Source organism: Pseudomonas sp. Sample_16 (assembly GCF_004307665.1).
GTDB lineage: Bacteria > Pseudomonadota > Gammaproteobacteria > Pseudomonadales > Pseudomonadaceae > Aquipseudomonas.
Genome location: NZ_RCOB01000196.1, coordinates 1 through 15,142, shown reverse-complemented (window position 1 = coordinate 15,142; position 15,142 = coordinate 1). Strand labels below are relative to the sequence as shown.

Here is a 15,142-nt window from a genome sequence, read left to right as displayed (position 1 = left end):
CGTACTGACGGCTGTTTTGTATCACTGCAGCACTCACCGCCGGGTCAACAACACTCCGGATTCCATGTGATGGGTCCACGGGAACTGGTCGAACATCGCGCATTGGGTGATGCGATGCGTATCGTGCAGTTGGGCGATGTTGGCCGCCAGGGTTTGCGGGTTGCAGGAGATGTAGAGGATGTTGTCGAAGCGCCGGGTCAGCTCGCAGGTGTCCGGGTCCATGCCGGCGCGGGGCGGGTCGACGAACACACTGCCGAATTCGTAGCTCTTGAGGTCGATGCCGTGCAGGCGGCGGAACGGCCGCACTTCGTTGAGGGCTTCGGTCAGCTCTTCGGCGGACAGTCGCACCAGAGTGACGTTATCCACAGCGTTTTCGCTGAGATTGCTCAAAGCAGCGTTCACTGAAGTCTTGCTGATTTCGGTGGCCAGCACTTTGCGTACGCGGGTCGCGAGCGGCAGGGTGAAATTGCCATTGCCGCAATACAGCTCGAGCAAATCGTCCGGGCGATCGCCCAGCGCATCGTATGCCCAGTTGAGCATCTTCTGGTTCACCGTGCCGTTGGGCTGAGTGAACGCGCCTTCAGGCTGGCGATAGCTGAACGTGCGGCCGCCGACTTCCAGCTTCTCGACCACGTAATCGTGGCCGATGACTTCACGCTTGCCCTTGGAGCGACCGATGATGCTGACGTTCAGGTCGGCCGCGAGCTTCGAAGCCGCTGCATGCCAGTGTTCGTCCAGTGGACGGTGATAGCACAGGGTGATCATCGCATCGCCGGCCAGGGTGGTCAGGAACTCCACCTGGAACAGCTTGTGGCTCAGTGCCGCACTGGCCTGCCACGCAGCCTTGAGCTGCGGCATCAACTGATTGATGCGCAGGCTGGCGATCGGGAACTCTTCAATCAGGATCGGCGTGCGTTTGTCTTCCTGGGAAAACATCGCGTAGTGACGCTCACCGGCTTCACGCCACAGGCGGAATTCGGCACGCAGACGGAAGTTCTGCAGCGGCGAGTCGAAAACGCTCGGCTGTGGCGCATCGAACGGGGCCAGCAGGTCACGCAAGCGCGTGACCTTGTCTTCGAGCTGAACGGCGTAGGCCTGGGAATCAAAAGTCATGCGTTGAACCAACCCAGCTTGATCACGAACAGAATCGACAGGATCACCAGCGCCGGGTTCAGCTCGCGGCCGCGACCGGACATCAGCTTGATGGCGGTCCAGGCAATGAAACCGAAGGCGATGCCATTGGCGATGGAATAAGTGAACGGCATGGCTAGCGCGGTGATCACCACTGGCGCGGCGACGGTAATGTCGTCCCAGTCTATTTCGGCCAGGCCGGAAGTCATCAGCACGGCGACGAACAGCAGGGCCGGTGCGGTGGCGAATGCCGGAACGCTGGCAGCCAGCGGCGAGAAGAACAGCGCCAGCAGGAACAGGATGGCCACGACGATGGCGGTCAGGCCAGTGCGGCCACCGGCACTCACGCCCGCAGCGGATTCGATGTAGCTGGTGGTGGTCGAGGTGCCCAGCAGCGAGCCGGCCATCGCGGCCGTACTGTCGGCGATCAGCGCACGGCCCATTTTCGGCATGTGGCCGTCTTTGCCCATCAGGCCGGCGCGCTTGGCGACGCCGATCAGGGTGCCGGAGTTGTCGAACAGGTCGACGAACAGGAAGGCGAAAATCACGCTGACCAGACCGATGTCCAGCGCGCCCTTGATGTCCAGTTGCAGGAAGGTCGGAGCAAGCGACGGAGGCATCGACATCACGCCGCCGAACGGGGTGAAGCCCATGACGATGGAAACGATGGTCACCACCAGAATGCCGATCAGCACTGCGCCACGCACGGCAAGCGCCTCAAGGGCTACGATCAGGGCGAAGCCGATGGTGGCGAGGATCGGAGCCGGTTGCTTGAGGTCACCGAGGCCGACCATGGTCGCCGGGTTGCTGACCACGATGCCGGCGTTGTGCAGGGCGATCAACGCCAGGAACAGGCCGATACCGGCGGCAATCGCCGAGCGCAGCGGCAGCGGGATGCTGTTGATGATCCATTCCCGGATGCGGAAGATCGACAGCAGGAAGAAGCACACCGCCGAGATGAACACCGCGCCCAGCGCCACTTGCCAGGTGTGGCCCATGTGCAGGACCACGGTGTAGGTGAAGAAGGCGTTCAGACCCATGCCCGGTGCAAGGGCGATCGGGTAGTTGGCGATCAGGCCCATGGTCGTCGAGCCGATGGCGGCAGCCAGGCAAGTCGCGACGAACACCGCGCCCTTGTCCATGCCGGTCTCGCCGAGAATGCTCGGGTTGACGAACAGAATGTAGGCCATGGCCAGGAAGGTCGTAACGCCCGCCAGGATCTCGGTGCGTACGTTGGTGTTATGTGCCTTGAGTTGAAACAGCCTTTCCAGCATGCCTGCTCCCCGTGGCGCGCCCGGCGCCGTGAATGTATCGACTTCAACAGCAAAGCACAGACCGCTGCAAGCGCCTGGGATTTTTCTGTGGGTCGGAAAAAGCCGCGCATCATACCAGTAGCACAGCGTTATGGCTGCTTATGGCGGTGATCGTCGTCGATGTTTTGCGTTTCAGCCAAACCAGCCATACTGCGCGCTGGTTTATTGGGGTGGCTATTGGATGAAAAAGTGTCTGTCGATCTTGTCCGCTATCGGGATGGCGTTGCTGTTGGCGGCACAAAGCGCCTCGGCGGCCTCGGCACCGCCGTTGACCGAAGTGAAGGTGCTCAAGGTCGAGTCGCCTCAATGTGGTTTTGAAACCATTGAGCAGGGACAGATCCAGACCCGCTGCAATCACAGTGGCCCGAACATCAGGATCTACGTGCTGGAAGTGGGCTACGGTCGCAGCCAGCCCCATGCTGCACTGGATGGCTTTGAGGTGAACGGCACCCGCACGCCAGTCTGCGCCTATGAAAACGGCAACCTGACGGATTGTTCGCAACGCACGAAAATCGTTGGCAATTTGTACATCTTCAGCCTGGCGGGCAAGCAGGAAGGTACCTTTACGTACAGCAACACGTCGATCAACGCGCCGGGCAACACGATGTCGACACAGCTTTACATCAAGTAACGGCAAGCCTCGAACAAGGGTAGGGAAAGCTGACTACGCTTTAAGAACCCTCCTGTGGATTGTTCCCATGACCTTTCGAGCCTTGATTACCCTCGCCGAGGGCACCGATGACCTGCAGACCGTCACCCTGATCGATGTACTGCGCCGCGCCAAGGTGGAAGTGGTGGTCGCCAGCATCGAAGGCCGGCGCATGCTGACCTGCGCGCGCGGTACACGCCTGACCGCTGATGCCATGCTGGTGGATTTGCTCGCCCAGCCTTTCGATCTGATCGTGCTGCCAGGCGGTGCCGTGGGCACGCAACACCTGGCTGGCCATCAGCCACTGCAACAGTTGATCAAGGACCAGGCTACGGCCGGTCGGCTATTTGCGGGTATCGCCGAAGCGCCCGCGGTTGCCCTGCAAACTTTCGGTGTGCTGCGTCAGCGGCGCATGACGTGCCTGCCCTCCGTCAGCCATCAACTGTCAGGTTGCAATTTCGTCGATCAACCGGTGGTGGTCGACGGCAATTGCATCACCGCCCAAGGTTCGGGCGCAGCGTTGGCGTTTGCTCTGACACTGGTGGAACAGCTTTGCGGCAAAGCCACGCGAACGGCTGTGGCGGGGGAGTTGCTGGTTTAGACAGCATCAGCGTGAATGCCGATGGGTTTGATGAGCGGTTGCTCACGATGCTCAGCCTGCCAGAGATCGTAGTCGGTCTGAACCCCTAGCCATGTCCGCGCCTTACCAATCCCCGCCCGCTCCAGGCGTACAGCGAGGTCCGGACTGATCGGCGCATGCCCATGCAATACTCGCGACAAATGTGGGCGTGCGAACCCGAGGTGCCGGGCTAACTGCGCGACGCTGATTCCCAACTCGGGCAATACATCCATCAAAAGTGTTTCACCAGGGTGCGGCGGGTTGTGCATGGGCATGTCCTGCCTCCTGTCAGTGGTAATCCAGATAATCGACCAGTTCGATATCTGTGCCGATAAATCGAAAAACGACTCGCCAGTTCCCTGAGACACTCAGGGACCAGTACTCGGCCAATCCTTCCTTCAGCGGATGCAATCGCCATCCCGGTAGGTTGAGGTCGTCAGGGACCATGGCGCGATCCATGAACTACAGGATGCGAGCCAGACGCTTTGCATGATCGGCTCGAATTCCGCGAGTCGAACCCGTTTCATAGAAGACACGAAGGCCTTTGTGCTGGAAGGATTTGATCATGGAAAAAAGTGTAAGGCGATACATTACACTTTATGCGGTATCTATGTATTGCACATGGTCGGCAAAACTGTGATGGATGACTGCTTCAGACTTTCACCTCTTCCTTTGGCACATGCATGCGGTCACGATTGGCCAGGGTCGGGAATAGTTTGATCCAGGTCCCGGTGACCAGCAGCGTGCCTATTCCCCCCATGACCACCGCCGGAACCGTACCGAACCAATGGGCGGTCAGGCCCGACTCGAATTCGCCCAACTGGTTTGAGGCCCCGATGAACAGCCCGTTCACCGCACTGACCCGGCCGCGCATTTCGTCCGGGGTTTCCAGTTGAACGAACGAGGCGCGGATCACCATGCTGATCATGTCGGCCGCGCCCAATACCACCAGCACGGCGAGGGAAAACCAGAACGAGGTCGACAGGCCGAAGGCAATGGTTGCCACGCCAAATACGCCCACGGCTGTAAACATCACCCGCCCGACGTTGCGCTCCACGGCAAATCGCGCCAGGAACAGCGACATCAGCAGCGCACCCACCGCCGGAGCTGAGCGCAGCAGGCCCAGGCCCCACGGGCCGGTCAGCAGAATGTCCTTGGCGAACACCGGCAACAGCGCTGTCGCACCGCCCAGCAGCACAGCGAACAGGTCCAGGGAAATGGCCCCGAGGATATCCGGGCGACTGCGAATGAAGCGGATCCCCGCCAGCAACGAATCCAGCGTCGCCTTACCCTTGTTCAGCGGTGTTTGCCGAGCGGGCAAATTGAGCATCAATGCGCAAGCGATGATGTACAGGACCACCGTCGGGCCATACACCCACACGCTGCCAAAGGCATAGAGCAGACCGCCGAGGGCCGGGGCGACGATGGTTGCCGATTGCTGGGCCGATTGCGCGGCGGCTACCGCCCGGGGAAACAAGGCGCTGGGCACAATGCTCGGGAGCAGGGCCTGGGTGGTCGGCATCTCGAAGGAGCGGGCGGCTCCCAGCAGGAAGGCGAGGATGAAGATCATCTCCCGGGTGACATGATCCGTCGCGCTGCCAATGGCCAGCGACAGGGCGATCAGCGCCTGGAGCGATTGGCAGATGGCGGCGACTTTGCGTCGGTCGTAGCGGTCTGCGACGTGCCCGGTGTGCAGCATGAACAGTACGCGAGGTGCGAATTCCACCAGCCCCACCATTCCCAGATCGAGCACGTTGCCGGTCAACTGGTACAGGTTCCAGCCGATGGCCACGGTAAGCATTTGGAAACCGCTGGCGGTAAACACCCGGGCCAGCCAGAACGCGAGGAAAGGGCGATGGTGACGTAACAGCAAGGGCGCTTGGCTGGGCATCTGCGGGCAAATCTTGGAATAGGGGAAGGGCGAGGTTATCACCAACCTGTAACAGGAAGTTGCCACGCCTGAAAATTTCATTAGCCAGACATCGATTTTGCTGAGGCAGCCGATCTCGAACGCCATGAGGCAACTTGTCACGCGGCAAACGGCCACGCAGTTCATCGCCGAAATTGGGACTACTCTTTCAACGTTGCTTGATCCAGATCAACGCCCTGCGAAGGGAATTGATTGGCCAGAATCCCTGCGTTGCGATGCCTGTAAAAAAAAGAACGAATTTGAATTCGCCGCACTCCATACCCGTGGGACCCGTGGATGCAGGCTTCCAGCCAGCAGCCGTAATACCTGACAGAGGAAGACTTATGTTCGGTTTAGAGGCACTTGATCTCGCCCGAATTCAGTTCGCGTTCACCATTTCGTTTCACATCCTTTTTCCGGCCATCACCATTGGCCTGGCGAGTTACCTGGCTGTACTCGAAGGCTTGTGGCTCAAAACCAACAACGACACCTATCGGGACCTCTACCATTTCTGGTCGAAGATCTTTGCGGTCAACTTCGGCATGGGGGTGGTCTCCGGGCTGGTGATGGCTTATCAGTTCGGCACCAACTGGAGCCGTTTTTCGGATTTCGCCGGGTCGGTCACCGGACCGTTGCTGACGTACGAAGTGCTCACGGCGTTCTTCCTGGAAGCCGGGTTCCTCGGGGTCATGCTGTTCGGCTGGAACAAGGTCGGGCGCGGCTTGCACTTCTTCTCGACGGTCATGGTCGCCATCGGCACGCTGATTTCGACGTTCTGGATTCTTGCGTCCAACAGCTGGATGCAAACACCGCAGGGCTTTGAAATCATCAACGGCCAGGTGATTCCAACCGACTGGCTGGCGGTGATCTTCAACCCTTCGTTCCCTTATCGCCTGATGCACATGGCGACGGCGGCCTTCGTTGCCACGGCGTTCTTCGTCGGCTCTTCGGCGGCCTGGCATTTGCTGCGCGGCAAGGACAACCCGGCGATCCGTACCATGCTTTCGATGGCGATGTGGATGGCGCTGATTGTGGCGCCGATCCAGGCGGTCATTGGCGATTTCCACGGCCTCAACACGCTGGAACATCAGCCCGCGAAAATTGCCGCGATCGAAGGCCACTGGGAAAACAAAGGCGACGAGGCAACGCCGCTGATTCTGTTCGGCTGGCCGGACATGAAAGAAGAGAGGACCAAGTTTGCGGTCGAGATCCCGTACCTGGGCAGCTTGATCCTGACCCACTCGCTGGATAAACAAGTGCCGGCGCTCAAGGATTTCCCGCCCGAAGACCGGCCGAATTCGACCATCGTGTTCTGGTCGTTCCGGATCATGGTAGGCCTGGGCATGCTGATGATCTTCACCGGTTTGTGGAGCCTGTGGCTGCGCAAGCGCGACAAACTCTATACCTCGCGACCGTTCCTGTACCTGGCGTTGTGGATGGGGCCGTCCGGGCTGATCGCAATCCTCGCCGGTTGGTTCACTACTGAAATCGGTCGCCAGCCGTGGGTGGTCTACGGGCTGATGCGCACGGCGGACGCGTCCTCCAATCACAGCTTCATGCAGATGAGCATCACCCTGATCCTGTTCGTCGTGGTGTATTTCGCGCTGTTTGGCGCGGGCCTGGGCTACATGATGCGCCTGGTGCGCAAAGGGCCGAAGATCGATGAAGGCAAGGAAACCAACGACGGTGGTCCTGGCCAGAAACGCACCCCGGCGCGGCCGCTGTCCGCAGCCGACGATGAGCATTCCGATGCCGACCGCACCGTGACCAAGGAGATTTGAATCATGGGTATTGATCTTCCGCTGATCTGGGCCGTGATCATCATCTTCGGCATCATGATGTACGTGGTCATGGATGGCTTCGATCTGGGGATCGGCATTCTTTTCCCGTTCATTCCCGGCAAGACCGACCGTGACGTGATGATGAACACCGTCGCGCCCGTCTGGGACGGCAACGAAACCTGGCTGGTGCTGGGCGGTGCGGCGTTGTTCGGCGCCTTCCCGCTGGCCTATTCGGTGGTGCTCTCGGCGTTGTATCTGCCGCTGATCTTCATGCTCGTCGGGTTGATTTTCCGCGGCGTGGCGTTCGAGTTCCGCTTCAAGGCCAAGGACGACAAACGTCACTTGTGGGACAAGGCCTTCATCGGCGGTTCGATTGCCGCGACGTTTTTCCAGGGCGTGGCATTGGGGGCGTTCATCGATGGCTTGCCAGTGGTCAATCGGCAATTCGCCGGTGGCTCACTGGACTGGCTGACACCGTTCACCCTGTTCTGCGGCGCAGCGTTGGTGGTGGCTTATGCATTGCTCGGTTGCACCTGGCTGATCATGAAGACCGAAGGGAAATTGCAGGAACAGATGCATGACCTGGCGCGGCCCTTGGCGTTCGTGTTGTTGGCGGTAATCGGTATCGTCAGTATCTGGACGCCGCTGGCCCATGCCGAGATCGCAGCCCGCTGGTTCACCCTGCCGAACCTGTTCTGGTTCCTGCCGGTGCCGATCCTGGTGCTGGTGACCTTGTACGGCCTGATTCGCGCGGTGGCGCGCAATGCGCACTACACGCCGTTCCTGCTGACGCTGGTGCTGATCTTTCTCGGTTACAGCGGCTTGGGCATCAGTCTGTGGCCGAACATCGTACCGCCGTCGATCTCGATCTGGGACGCGGCTGCACCACCGCAGAGCCAGGGCTTCATGCTGGTGGGTACGCTGTTCATCATTCCGTTCATTCTGGGTTATACCTTCTGGAGCTACTACGTGTTCCGCGGCAAGGTCACCCATGAGGACGGTTATCACTAGGGCGCAGTGCGAAAAATTGTAAGAGCGAGCCTGCTCGCGATGGCGTCATCACAGACGCCATCCACCCTTACTGGAGAAATTGAATCATGTCCGGCAAACATTCCCTGCACGACATCGAAGAAGCCGAAAAAAAACCGCTGTGGCAGCGGCTCGGCTGGTTGGCCATGATCTGGGCCGGCAGCGTCGGTGCGCTGTTCATCGTCGCCAGCCTGATGCGGATGTTCATGAACGCCGCCGGTCTGAGCACTCACTGACATCCGCACCCGGAAGCTTTTTGGGGTTACTTGCGCGCCTTGAGGATCACGAACTTCGGCGTGGCCGCCACTTGCTCCACACCTCGGAACAGACGCGCAAGTTTGCTGTGATAACCCAGGTGACGATTGCCGACAATGTACAGCGCCCCCCCGACGACCAGCGCCTCCCGGGCTTGCTGGAACATTCGCCAGGCGAGGAAGTCGCCCACCACTTGTTGCTGGTGAAACGGCGGATTACACAGCACCACGTCCAGCGACTGAGGTTCCTGTCCGGCCAACCCGTCGCCGGCACGCACGATGACATCGCGCTCGCCCAATGCTGCCTGCCAGTTCTCGGCAGCCGATTGCACCGCCATGAACGACTCGTCCACCAAGGTGTAATGGGCGTCAGGGTTTTGCAGAGCACTGGCAATCGCCAGCACACCGTTTCCGCAACCGAGGTCGGCCACGCGCGCCGTACCGAGATTCTTCGGCAAGTGCGGCAGAAATGCCCGCGTGCCGATGTCCAGCCCTTCGCGACAGAACACGTTCGCGTGGTTGAGCAATTCAATGGCCGGTTCGTCAAGCTGATAGCGCGTCGGGTAGGGCGATGTTGCAGGTGCCATTGCTTGAGCAGTGGCAATCAGTAGCCGGGCTTTTTTAACCGCCAACGAAGCTTGCACAGGGCCAATGTAGCGTTCGAGCAAGTCGCCGGCCGCACGCGGCAGGTGTTTGATCATGGCTGCGGCGATCACTTGGGCACCGGGCGCGAGTTGGCCCTGCAGGCGGATCAACTGCTCCTCCAGCAATGCCAGTGTCTTCGGTACCCGGATCAACACCCGGTCGAATGGCCCTGCAACGATTTCACTGGCCGGCACATGTGGCACTGCGTCAAATGCCTGACCATTGCGGGCCAGATTCTTTTCCAACCCTTGCAAAGCCAGGAACGAATCACCGCTGCTGACGACGTTGACCTTGCCCGCCAGACTGGCTGCCAACGCGCCGAAACTGTCGTTCAACACCAGCACCCGTGTATCGATCGAGGGCTGCTGCTCAGCCAGATGGTTGAGCAGGTATTCGTCGGCTGCATCGAAGGCTTGCAGCGGTTCATTCTGCTGTTCGGGCTGACGAATCAGGTCAAGGCTGGCAAAAGGTGTTTCGAGCAAAGGCATGGGGCGGGGCTCTGGGTAATCAACGGGTATCCCGCGGCCCTTGGGCAACTTGGCGGCGGGCCGGCCGAGTGGCCTGCGTTGTGGAAAAATCACACGGCAAAACACTCGGGAGGGACCGCGAATGGTACGGTTTTTTGTATCCGATTACTCGCAGGTTTTCGCTTCAGCGAATCGCGTCGCCAGTCAGATAGCCTTCCTTGACAGCGGCAATCACGGCCGAAATTTTGTTATTGACCCCGAGTTTGCGGATGGCTTCCTGTACATGGAAGTTGATCGTCCGTGCACTGAGGTTGAGAATCCTCGCGCTTTCGTAGGCTGTCTTGCCATCGGCCGCCAATTTCAGCACGTCGACTTCCCGTGGCGTCAGATGCGGGGTTTGGGGCCTCTTGGCAGCTTTGGGCATCGCCTCCAGCATCAGTTTGTGTAAATGATTGCCGATGAATACCGAGAAACCGAGGTTTTCGTACAGCTCCCACGCACTGATCGGGCAATGACTTCTGGCAAGACTCAAGATAGAGCACAAGCCACTGTCCTCGTTATGAACGGCTTGTGACCAACCATGCTGCATTCCCTGTTGCTCCATGGTGTCCCATATCCATGGCACGTCATGGAAGAGTTCCTCGGTCCACAGGATGGGCAGCGTGGATTGATTGCAATGTGCTATTACCGGATCAATCAAACTGAACTTTGTGTGTTCATATTCACTGTTCCATTGCTTAGAGTAATTGTTCAATTGCACAGGTTGAAATTGATCATTCACCGGTAAGCAACTTGCTGAAAAAGCACAAAATTTGTACCCGATATTTTTTGCGAAACTCAACGCAACCCGATAGGCGCTATCCATATCCGTTGTGTTGGATAACTGAATGAGTTGTAGCTCCTTCCACCGTTCCATTATCGGCTCCATGTATGAACTCGCGTGTGGGCGCTTTGGATCCAAGCGATCGGCGCGAGTGGAAGTGTAGGATGATTCTTACATCGTGTTGAGATTTTTTTGCTTGGCTCAACCAGTTTTAAACATGTGTCTGGTTCTATAACGCGACTGACGTTTAAGTATGTTGATTTTAATATCATCAATTAACCGAGCAGTTAGTTGTGCTGGGCGAACTGAATTCAATTGAACAAGTTGTTTTCACCTTAAAGGCACCACAAACCATCGGTGTTTCTGCCGGTCTATTTGCGCGACACTGGGAGCGTCTGTTGAATGGAGCGTCCCAATGACAGCCAGTGAAGAAAAATTTACCCGCCAGACCTTGCTCGACGTCCAGCCATTGACCCCGAACCTGTTCACGCTTCGGTCGACAAGGGACGCCGGGTTTCGTTTTCGTGCAGGCCAGTTCGCCCGACTGGGCGTGACCAAGGCCGATGGCAGCACAGTCTGGCGAGCCTATTCCATGGTGTCATCGCCCCATGACGAGTTTCTGGAGTTCTTTTCCATCGTCGTTCCGGGAGGCGAGTTCACCAGCGAACTCAGTCGATTGGGGGTTGGCGATACGTTGCTGGTCGACCGCCAGGCCTTCGGTTACCTGACCCTCGACCGATTTGTCGATGGGCGTGATCTGTGGCTGTTATCCACGGGGACTGGAATTGCGCCGTTTCTGTCGATCCTGCAGGACTTTGAAGTCTGGGAGAAATTCGAACGCATCATCCTGGTCTATAGCGTGCGCGAATCCCGCGAGCTGGCGTATCAGGAGCTGATCGCGGGGCTGGCCCAACGCGAGTATCTGGAGGAGTTCGTACACAAACTGCAACTCATCAACACTGTCACGCGCGAGTTGCACCCAGGCGCGCTCAACGGCCGCATTACCACGCTGATCGAAAACGGCGAATTGGAACGCGCAGCCGGGGTGGCGCTGACGCCTGAGCACTCGCGGGTCATGCTCTGCGGTAACCCGCAAATGATCGATGACACACGCAAATTGCTCAAACAGCGCGATATGCATTTAAGCCTCAGCCGCCGCCCCGGGCAGGTGGCGGTGGAGAATTTCTGGTAAAAAAAAACGGTGCCTCGAGGGGCGCCGTTTTTGTTTGCGAATAATCAGGGCTGTCTGTTCTGCGCCTTGAGCAGGTCGCGAATCTCACCCAGCAACTCTTCTTCCTTGGTCGGAACCGGCGGCAGGGTCGGGGCAACAGCTTCTTCGCGCTTGAGACGGTTGATGGCCTTGACGCCCATGAAGATCGCGAAAGCGACAATGATGAAGTCGATCAGTGTCTGAATGAATTTGCCGTACGCCAACACCACCGCCGGGACATCGCCCTGCGCGGCCTTGAGCGTAATGGCCAGGTCACTGAAGTCCACCCCGCCGATCAGCAGCCCGATGGGAGGCATGATCACATCACCGACGAACGACGACACAATCTTGCCGAAAGCGGCGCCGATAATGATACCGACGGCCATGTCGATCACATTGCCTTTGACCGCGAAGGCCTTGAACTCGTTAAGCACGCCCATAGGTTATTTCCTTGTTACAGATGAGTTGGTGAACGCAGTGTAAATCAGCCAAATGCTTCCTGCCCGAAACAACTGCTTACGATGCTCGCCTGCAATCGACCGGACCGACGGCGAAAAGTTTTAGCGAGCCTTGCCTGCCACCGGATGGCTTGAGCTTTCTGGATCAGGCTTTGTGGGCTGATGATGCAGTAATCAGTGTGAACAAAAGGTTGGTGGCGAATCAATATCAGCCGCTATTCTGATGATCGTTTTACACTTCCATAACAATAAAGGACTGACGGTTTGGCTGGATCAATCCGCTCGGAGTTTCGAAGGCTTGATGTAAAATCTTATCCGTTATAAGTGTGTGGTTATTGATGGGTTTTTTGATTGCATTTTTGTTGAAAACTGTACGCTCGGATTTAAAGCGGTTAAGTGTTGTACAAGTTTTAATGACGGTTGATTAGGTGTGCTGGTATTTATTTCGGATAGTTTGTACAGATTGTTAAAGGCGTTTGGACTGGAAGTGTGTGTACCGTTCACAGTTTTATTTAATGTAAGTGATGATATTTGCCTGCCCCCCCACTCTCGGAACAGTCAGATACGATCGCTGATTCATTCCGACAACAGCATCGCACTGATCGCCGCCACCTGAGCTATCATCGCGATTTTTGCCGGGAGTTCAGATGGCCAAGGCCAAGCGCATGTACGGCTGCACCGAGTGCGGCTCAACCTTCCCGAAATGGGCCGGCCAGTGTGGCGAGTGTGGCGCCTGGAATACGCTGACTGAAACCATGGTGGAAAGCGGCGGGGCGGCGGCACCCAGCGGACGCACGGGCTGGACCGGTCAGCAGGCGCAGATCAAAACCCTGGCCGAAGTCAGCGTCGAGGAGATCCCGCGATTTTCCACCGCCTCCAGTGAACTGGACCGGGTGTTGGGCGGCGGCCTCGTCGACGGTTCGGTGGTGTTGATCGGCGGTGATCCGGGCATCGGCAAATCGACCATCCTCCTGCAAACCCTGTGCAACCTCGCCAAAAGCATGCCGGCCCTGTACGTCACGGGGGAAGAATCCCAGCAGCAAGTGGCCATGCGTGCCCGTCGTCTTGGCTTGCCCCAGGATCAATTGCGGGTCATGACCGAAACCTGCATCGAAACCATCATCGCCACGGCGCGCCTCGAGAAGCCCAAGGTCATGGTGATCGACTCGATCCAGACGATTTTCACCGAGCAGTTGCAATCCGCGCCGGGCGGTGTGTCCCAGGTGCGTGAAAGCGCGGCCCTGCTGGTGCGTTATGCCAAGCAGAGCGGCACGGCGATTTTCCTGGTGGGCCATGTCACCAAGGAAGGAGCTCTGGCCGGCCCGCGTGTGCTGGAGCACATGGTCGATACCGTGTTGTATTTCGAAGGCGAGTCCGATGGCCGTCTGCGCTTGTTGCGAGCGGTGAAAAACCGATTCGGTGCGGTCAACGAACTGGGTGTGTTCGGCATGACGGACAAGGGCTTGAAAGAAGTCTCCAACCCATCGGCGATTTTTCTGACTCGAGCTCAGGAAGAAGTGCCAGGCAGTGTGGTCATGGCGACGTGGGAAGGCACCCGGCCGATGCTGGTAGAAGTTCAGGCGCTGGTGGATGACAGCCATTTGGCCAATCCGCGGCGCGTTACCCTGGGCCTGGACCAAAATCGTTTGGCGATGTTGCTGGCGGTGCTGCACCGACATGGCGGCATTCCGACCCATGACCAGGATGTGTTCCTCAACGTCGTCGGCGGCGTGAAAGTGTTGGAAACCGCCTCTGACCTGGCGTTGATGGCGGCAGTCATGTCCAGTTTGCGCAACCGGCCGCTGCCTCACGATTTGCTGGTATTCGGCGAGGTCGGCCTGTCCGGCGAAGTGCGACCGGTGCCCAGCGGTCAGGAGCGCTTGAAAGAGGCTGCCAAGCACGGGTTCAAGCGGGCAATCGTGCCCAAGGGCAATGCGCCGAAGGAAGCGCCAGCGGGGTTGCAGATCATTGCCGTCACCCGTCTGGAGCAGGCGCTCGACGCACTGTTTGAATAGTCTTTGATTCTATGAGGGCGGGCTTGCCCGCTCTCACGGGGTGCTGTCATGGCGTAATCAGGGCACCCAGCTCTCGCTCAAGCTCAGCCTCGTCTGCGAGGTTCAGCTCAATCAGTCGCCGCAGGCGCTCAATGGATTCCAGGCTGATGTGCCGGCAGACAAACCCTAACTGGCCGTTTTCTTCATGGGCCAGCTGCACATCCATCTCGATATCGATGTCATCGCTCAGATGAATGTCGACGAAAAAGTCCTGCGTCGCATCACCCAGCCAAGGTTCAGGGCGTTCGATCAATAGCCCTTTGAGCGACAGGTCGATCAGCTTTACCGGCCAGATGTACTCGCCTTGGCTCAGCTCAGTCCTGGCATCGAAGGCGATGCGTTTGAAGCGACGGCGGTCGGCGGGGTGTTCGCTCATGGCGCAATCCTCTGGATGTTCGCTGACTATAGACCCGCATCGTTGAAACCTGCCAGCCAGGACAAGGGCTCTAGACCAATGTTGGCTATGGTCTTTGCCGTCAGGAGAGCTAAACTCGACGTGGCTGTCTTTCTTGTCCACTCTGGCTGGAATAATAAAATGAAAAATAATAATAGCCTGCTACGCCATTTACCCTGGCTGGTGCTGGCAATCGTAGGGGCGTGCGCTCTGGGTGTAGTGGCATTGCGCCGAGGTGAGGCAATCAATGCCTTGTGGATTGTGGTCGCTGCTGTGGCCATCTATCTGGTCGCGTACCGCTACTACAGTCTGTTTATCGCCAACAATGTGATGCAGCTCGACCCGCGACGGGCCACTCCCGCCGTACTCAATAACGATGGTCTGGACTATGTGCCGACCAACAAAC

The 15,142-nt window shown here is 58.3% G+C and carries 17 protein-coding genes and 1 pseudogene; 9 read left to right on the top strand and 9 right to left on the bottom strand.

Features of this window, described 5'->3' with window-relative positions; all coding sequences use genetic code 11:
- Positions 1–33: 33 nt before the first annotated feature.
- Positions 34–1,113 carry a tRNA (uridine(54)-C5)-methyltransferase TrmA gene (gene trmA, locus D8U69_RS25675; RefSeq protein WP_130905848.1) on the bottom strand — a complete coding sequence of 360 codons (1,080 nt, stop codon included), beginning with the start codon at positions 1,111–1,113 and terminating at the stop codon, positions 34–36.
- The gene (locus D8U69_RS25670) at positions 1,110–2,405 is read right to left on the bottom strand and encodes an NCS2 family permease (protein WP_056855699.1); all 1,296 of its coding nucleotides are present in this window, start codon (positions 2,403–2,405) and stop codon (positions 1,110–1,112) included. Before D8U69_RS25670 ends, trmA begins: the two co-directional genes overlap by 4 nt.
- A 32-nt stretch (positions 2,406–2,437) precedes the next feature.
- On the opposite strand from D8U69_RS25670, the gene D8U69_RS25665 reads away from it, so the two are divergent.
- The 3 genes from D8U69_RS25665 to D8U69_RS25655 all read left to right on the top strand — a co-directional run bounded on the left by D8U69_RS25665 (position 2,438) and on the right by D8U69_RS25655 (position 3,694).
- Positions 2,438–2,629: a hypothetical protein gene (locus D8U69_RS25665; RefSeq protein ID WP_130908433.1), complete on the top strand. Its 192-nt coding sequence runs from the start codon at positions 2,438–2,440 to the stop codon at positions 2,627–2,629.
- Positions 2,626–3,075, top strand: a complete 450-nt coding sequence (locus D8U69_RS25660; protein ID WP_056855698.1) for a DUF4879 domain-containing protein — start codon at positions 2,626–2,628, stop codon at positions 3,073–3,075. Before D8U69_RS25665 ends, D8U69_RS25660 begins: the two co-directional genes overlap by 4 nt.
- Positions 3,076–3,142: 67 nt before the next feature.
- Entirely contained in the window at positions 3,143–3,694 is a 552-nt protein-coding gene (locus D8U69_RS25655) for a DJ-1 family glyoxalase III (RefSeq protein ID WP_056855697.1), read from the top strand.
- Here the strand turns inward: D8U69_RS25655 and D8U69_RS25650 are convergent.
- From D8U69_RS25650 to D8U69_RS25640, 3 genes and pseudogenes are all read right to left on the bottom strand, one after another.
- A complete protein-coding gene (locus tag D8U69_RS25650; RefSeq protein ID WP_056855696.1) occupies positions 3,691–3,987 on the bottom strand; it encodes a HigA family addiction module antitoxin in 297 nt (98 codons plus the stop codon). The two genes, D8U69_RS25655 and D8U69_RS25650, sit on opposite strands and share 4 nt — an antisense overlap.
- A 13-nt stretch (positions 3,988–4,000) precedes the next feature.
- Positions 4,001–4,279, bottom strand: a pseudogene (locus D8U69_RS25645) (type II toxin-antitoxin system RelE/ParE family toxin).
- A gap of 85 nt (positions 4,280–4,364) precedes the next feature.
- Positions 4,365–5,603 (bottom strand): MFS transporter, encoded by a 1,239-nt coding sequence (locus tag D8U69_RS25640; protein ID WP_130908432.1) that lies wholly within the window; start codon positions 5,601–5,603, stop codon positions 4,365–4,367.
- Positions 5,604–5,965: 362 nt separating this feature from the next.
- On the opposite strand from D8U69_RS25640, the gene D8U69_RS25635 reads away from it, so the two are divergent.
- From D8U69_RS25635 to D8U69_RS25625, 3 genes are all read left to right on the top strand, one after another.
- The gene (locus tag D8U69_RS25635; protein WP_056855694.1) at positions 5,966–7,402 is read left to right on the top strand and encodes a cytochrome ubiquinol oxidase subunit I; all 1,437 of its coding nucleotides are present in this window, start codon (positions 5,966–5,968) and stop codon (positions 7,400–7,402) included.
- Between the two features lie 3 nt (positions 7,403–7,405).
- Positions 7,406–8,413, top strand: coding sequence for a cytochrome d ubiquinol oxidase subunit II (gene cydB, locus D8U69_RS25630; RefSeq protein ID WP_130905850.1), 1,008 nt, complete (start codon positions 7,406–7,408; stop codon positions 8,411–8,413).
- An 86-nt stretch (positions 8,414–8,499) separates the two neighbouring features.
- A complete protein-coding gene (locus D8U69_RS25625) occupies positions 8,500–8,667 on the top strand; it encodes a DUF2474 domain-containing protein (RefSeq protein WP_081504875.1) in 168 nt (55 codons plus the stop codon).
- Between the two features lie 26 nt (positions 8,668–8,693).
- Here the strand turns inward: D8U69_RS25625 and D8U69_RS25620 are convergent, their stop codons facing one another.
- Both D8U69_RS25620 and D8U69_RS25615 read right to left on the bottom strand, forming a co-directional pair.
- Positions 8,694–9,818 carry a methyltransferase gene (locus tag D8U69_RS25620; RefSeq protein WP_130908431.1) on the bottom strand — a complete coding sequence of 375 codons (1,125 nt, stop codon included), beginning with the start codon at positions 9,816–9,818 and terminating at the stop codon, positions 8,694–8,696.
- A gap of 163 nt (positions 9,819–9,981) precedes the next feature.
- On the bottom strand, positions 9,982–10,713 hold the full coding sequence (locus D8U69_RS25615; protein WP_130905851.1) for an autoinducer binding domain-containing protein: 732 nt from the start codon (positions 10,711–10,713) through the stop codon (positions 9,982–9,984).
- 322 nt (positions 10,714–11,035) lie between these two features.
- Between D8U69_RS25615 and D8U69_RS25610 the strand changes: the two genes are divergently transcribed.
- On the top strand, positions 11,036–11,812 hold the full coding sequence (locus D8U69_RS25610) for a ferredoxin--NADP reductase (RefSeq protein ID WP_056855690.1): 777 nt from the start codon (positions 11,036–11,038) through the stop codon (positions 11,810–11,812).
- 44 nt (positions 11,813–11,856) lie between these two features.
- On the opposite strand, the gene mscL is transcribed toward D8U69_RS25610, so the two are convergent.
- A complete protein-coding gene (mscL, locus tag D8U69_RS25605; protein ID WP_056855689.1) occupies positions 11,857–12,270 on the bottom strand; it encodes a large-conductance mechanosensitive channel protein MscL in 414 nt (137 codons plus the stop codon).
- A gap of 665 nt (positions 12,271–12,935) precedes the next feature.
- Between mscL and radA the strand changes: the two genes are divergently transcribed.
- Positions 12,936–14,303 carry a DNA repair protein RadA gene (radA, locus tag D8U69_RS25600; protein ID WP_056855688.1) on the top strand — a complete coding sequence of 456 codons (1,368 nt, stop codon included), beginning with the start codon at positions 12,936–12,938 and terminating at the stop codon, positions 14,301–14,303.
- A gap of 46 nt (positions 14,304–14,349) precedes the next feature.
- Here radA and D8U69_RS25595 read toward each other — a convergent pair whose 3' ends face one another.
- Positions 14,350–14,718 (bottom strand): PilZ domain-containing protein, encoded by a 369-nt coding sequence (locus tag D8U69_RS25595; RefSeq protein ID WP_056855687.1) that lies wholly within the window; start codon positions 14,716–14,718, stop codon positions 14,350–14,352.
- 159 nt (positions 14,719–14,877) lie between these two features.
- Here D8U69_RS25595 and D8U69_RS25590 point away from each other — a divergent pair.
- Positions 14,878–15,142, top strand: a 265-nt coding sequence (locus D8U69_RS25590; RefSeq protein WP_277751171.1) for a carbon starvation CstA family protein, incomplete at its 3' end; no start/stop codon positions are given.

What these genes read in the sequence shown, in the direction of transcription:
- trmA (WP_130905848.1), bottom strand. Translation starts at nt 1,113, where the DNA reads ATGACTTTTGATTCCCAGGCCTACGCCGTTCAGCTCGAAGACAAGGTC.
- D8U69_RS25670 (WP_056855699.1), bottom strand. Translation starts at nt 2,405, where the DNA reads ATGCTGGAAAGGCTGTTTCAACTCAAGGCACATAACACCAACGTACGC.
- D8U69_RS25665 (WP_130908433.1), top strand. Translation starts at nt 2,438, where the DNA reads ATGTATCGACTTCAACAGCAAAGCACAGACCGCTGCAAGCGCCTGGGA.
- D8U69_RS25660 (WP_056855698.1), top strand. Translation starts at nt 2,626, where the DNA reads ATGAAAAAGTGTCTGTCGATCTTGTCCGCTATCGGGATGGCGTTGCTG.
- D8U69_RS25655 (WP_056855697.1), top strand. Translation starts at nt 3,143, where the DNA reads ATGACCTTTCGAGCCTTGATTACCCTCGCCGAGGGCACCGATGACCTG.
- D8U69_RS25650 (WP_056855696.1), bottom strand. Translation starts at nt 3,987, where the DNA reads ATGCCCATGCACAACCCGCCGCACCCTGGTGAAACACTTTTGATGGAT.
- D8U69_RS25640 (WP_130908432.1), bottom strand. Translation starts at nt 5,603, where the DNA reads ATGCCCAGCCAAGCGCCCTTGCTGTTACGTCACCATCGCCCTTTCCTC.
- D8U69_RS25635 (WP_056855694.1), top strand. Translation starts at nt 5,966, where the DNA reads ATGTTCGGTTTAGAGGCACTTGATCTCGCCCGAATTCAGTTCGCGTTC.
- cydB (WP_130905850.1), top strand. Translation starts at nt 7,406, where the DNA reads ATGGGTATTGATCTTCCGCTGATCTGGGCCGTGATCATCATCTTCGGC.
- D8U69_RS25625 (WP_081504875.1), top strand. Translation starts at nt 8,500, where the DNA reads ATGTCCGGCAAACATTCCCTGCACGACATCGAAGAAGCCGAAAAAAAA.
- D8U69_RS25620 (WP_130908431.1), bottom strand. Translation starts at nt 9,818, where the DNA reads ATGCCTTTGCTCGAAACACCTTTTGCCAGCCTTGACCTGATTCGTCAG.
- D8U69_RS25615 (WP_130905851.1), bottom strand. Translation starts at nt 10,713, where the DNA reads ATGGAACGGTGGAAGGAGCTACAACTCATTCAGTTATCCAACACAACG.
- D8U69_RS25610 (WP_056855690.1), top strand. Translation starts at nt 11,036, where the DNA reads ATGACAGCCAGTGAAGAAAAATTTACCCGCCAGACCTTGCTCGACGTC.
- mscL (WP_056855689.1), bottom strand. Translation starts at nt 12,270, where the DNA reads ATGGGCGTGCTTAACGAGTTCAAGGCCTTCGCGGTCAAAGGCAATGTG.
- radA (WP_056855688.1), top strand. Translation starts at nt 12,936, where the DNA reads ATGGCCAAGGCCAAGCGCATGTACGGCTGCACCGAGTGCGGCTCAACC.
- D8U69_RS25595 (WP_056855687.1), bottom strand. Translation starts at nt 14,718, where the DNA reads ATGAGCGAACACCCCGCCGACCGCCGTCGCTTCAAACGCATCGCCTTC.